The sequence below is a fragment of the Vibrio genomosp. F10 str. 9ZD137 genome (genome assembly GCF_049974785.1).
In the GTDB taxonomy this organism is placed as follows: Bacteria; Pseudomonadota; Gammaproteobacteria; order Enterobacterales; family Vibrionaceae; genus Vibrio.
Genome location: NZ_JBNGCJ010001021.1, coordinates 1 through 2,480 on the forward strand (window position 1 = coordinate 1; position 2,480 = coordinate 2,480).

At 44.2% G+C, this 2,480-nt stretch carries 2 protein-coding genes and 1 pseudogene; all 3 read right to left on the reverse strand.

Going from position 1 to position 2,480, the window contains the following annotated elements; genetic code table 11:
* Positions 1 to 448, reverse strand: a pseudogene (locus ACP45E_RS21730) (acetyl-CoA carboxylase, carboxyltransferase subunit beta); the annotation flags it as partial.
* Positions 449 to 621: 173 nt separating this feature from the next.
* On the reverse strand, positions 622 to 1,416 hold the full coding sequence (truA, locus tag ACP45E_RS21735; RefSeq protein ID WP_017034849.1) for a tRNA pseudouridine(38-40) synthase TruA: 795 nt from the start codon (positions 1,414 to 1,416) through the stop codon (positions 622 to 624).
* 107 nt (positions 1,417 to 1,523) lie between these two features.
* Positions 1,524 to 2,480: FimV/HubP family polar landmark protein (locus tag ACP45E_RS21740; RefSeq protein ID WP_277815738.1), on the reverse strand; the 957-nt coding region annotated here is incomplete at its 5' end.

The following is a 2,480-nucleotide window of genomic DNA, read 5'->3' on the forward strand; positions in this document are numbered from 1 at the left end:
CATCAACAGCACGTACAAAACGAGCACCCACTACAGAGCCCATCGAGCCGCCCATAAATGAGAATTCAAAGGCACAAGCAACCAATGGCATGCCTAACAGCTCGCCTTGCATAACGATCAATGCATCTTTCTCACCACTGTTTTTCTGGGCAGCAGAGATACGATCTTTATACCGTTTGGAATCTTTGAATTTAAGCTTGTCTTGTGGTTCTAGCTCATTCGCCAATTCAACTCGGTTATCAGCATCCAAAAACGTTTCAAGGCGGCGACGCGCCTTCATTCTCATGTGATGGTCACACTTAGGACACACCTCAAGGTTACGTTCTAGTTCTGCATGATAAAGTACTTGTTCACAAGAAGAGCACTTAGTCCATACCCCTTCAGGGATAGACGCTTTACGAGAACTGCCTATGTTGCTTTTTTCTAATATCTTTTCAAGCCAACTCATGGAAGACCTTTTCTATCTAGTCTTACGCCTAATTACGCAAGATACAAATTCGGGATTTACGCGTGAAGGATTAAAGCATAATAAATGCCAGCTGTAGACAAAAAACTGGTTGTACCTATTTCCTGTATCGATGTCTCACGAGAAAAATGTTTAAAAATGACCAAAATTGAACATTATGTCAGGTCATTAGGCAAAAATAACGGCCCTAAAGGCTCTCTAGGTAATTGATAATGAGTGGGGTAATCAACATCTATCAAATACAAGCCTGCAGCTTTTGCCGTAGCAGAAGCCTGCTTTCTGTCTTTGGCTTTCAGCAATTGATCTATCCATTGGGGATCTTGCTCGCCCTTACCAACAGTAATCAGACTGCCTGCAATGTTCCTCACCATATGATGAACAAACGCATTGGCCTTAATATCAATCACGACATAATGCCCATGACGAGTCACATTCAAGTGCATAATATTACGCCAAGGACTGCGAGATTGACAATGGATAGCTCTAAAGGACGTGAAGTCATTCTCACCGATAAGGTATTGACCTGCAAGGTGCATTTTATCAGCATCAAGCTCCCCGTGATAATGACTTAATCCCGAAGCAAGAATTCCAGGCCTTAGGGCGTGGTTATAAATAACATAACGATAACGGCGAGCCGTCGCGGTAAATCGAGCATGAAACTCTGTATCAACCACATGTGCCCAACGAACCGCAATATCTTTAGGGAGATTAGCATTCACCCCCATCGTCCAAGCGGCTGGCTTGCGCATACTTTCCGTATCAAAGTGAACGACTTGGCCTGTGCCGTGCACCCCTGAATCGGTACGACCTGCACACTGAACTTCAACAGGATGATTAGCGATGATACTTAAGGATTTCTCTAGCTCTTCCTGAACACTCGTTACATCCCGCTGACGTTGCCAACCATAATAATTAGTGCCATCGTACTCGATGCCCAGTGCTACTCTCATGTTCATTTACTCTTAAAATCCGGCCGGAGATTATAATATCAATACCAACAAATATCTAATACGACAAACAAAAAAGGCAGCAGACGCTGCCTTCCGTTATACGGCGATTAGCCACGTCGTATTGCATCAATTAAGCTTTTAGCTTCCCGTCTTATCGTATCGGAACCATCTACAATCGCTTCTTCCAGTAATTTAATCGCCCCGTCAGTATCATTCATTTCCATGTAGATTTTAGCTAGATCCATTTTTCCTACGGCTTCCGCGTTACTGTCCACATCTTCAAATCCAATGTCACCAATAACGTCAGGAAACTCGTCCAGCCCAACGTTGAGGTTTAATTCTTCGTCATCAGGGTTCGCTTGATTCGCTTCTTCGCTTTCAACTTCTGCCATTAATTCATCAATAGTCCGATACTGCTCCGCCTTTGAATCAAAATCCTCTTGATGCTCCCAATTTTCGTCAGAAACAACCGCCTGTTCCGGTTTGTTTTCTTCACTCCAAATGGCTTGCTCATCATCTGGGATGTCAGTCGAAATACTCGCTTGCTGTTCAGCAGATAGATTAAAACCATTCCAATCCTCGCCACCGACTTCCAACATAGCAGCAATGTCCATTCCCGCACTATCGGTCGTTTTGGCATCGAGGGCTGAATCAAATGAGAATGAACTCGACATAAGTTCGTCTTCATCTTCGGAAAGTAGCTCCGACAACGCGCTTTCATCAAAACCATCTTTAGACAACGAATCGAGATTTTGAGCTTGGAATATATCAAACAATGCATCCTGCTCTGATATTTCACCTGCTTCATCAGGCGCCATATCTGTCGGTATATTCGGTGATTCTGCTAAGCCAGGAAGCTCTGAAGCCTCAGGCTCAATAGGCATATCTGCCAACGCCTCTTCTTCACTGTATTCTGGAAGATCGGCTTCATCGAAAACCTCGGGGTCATCACTACCTTGTTCTATAACATCGCCTGGAGTGTCCGATGAAATGGGCATATCGGCCAAGGCTTCTTCTTCGCTGTATTCGGGTAAATCTAGCTCATCAAACGTTTCAGGCAGTTC

What these genes read in the sequence shown, in the direction of transcription:
- truA (WP_017034849.1), bottom strand. Translation starts at nt 1,416, where the DNA reads ATGAGAGTAGCACTGGGCATCGAGTACGATGGCACTAATTATTATGGT.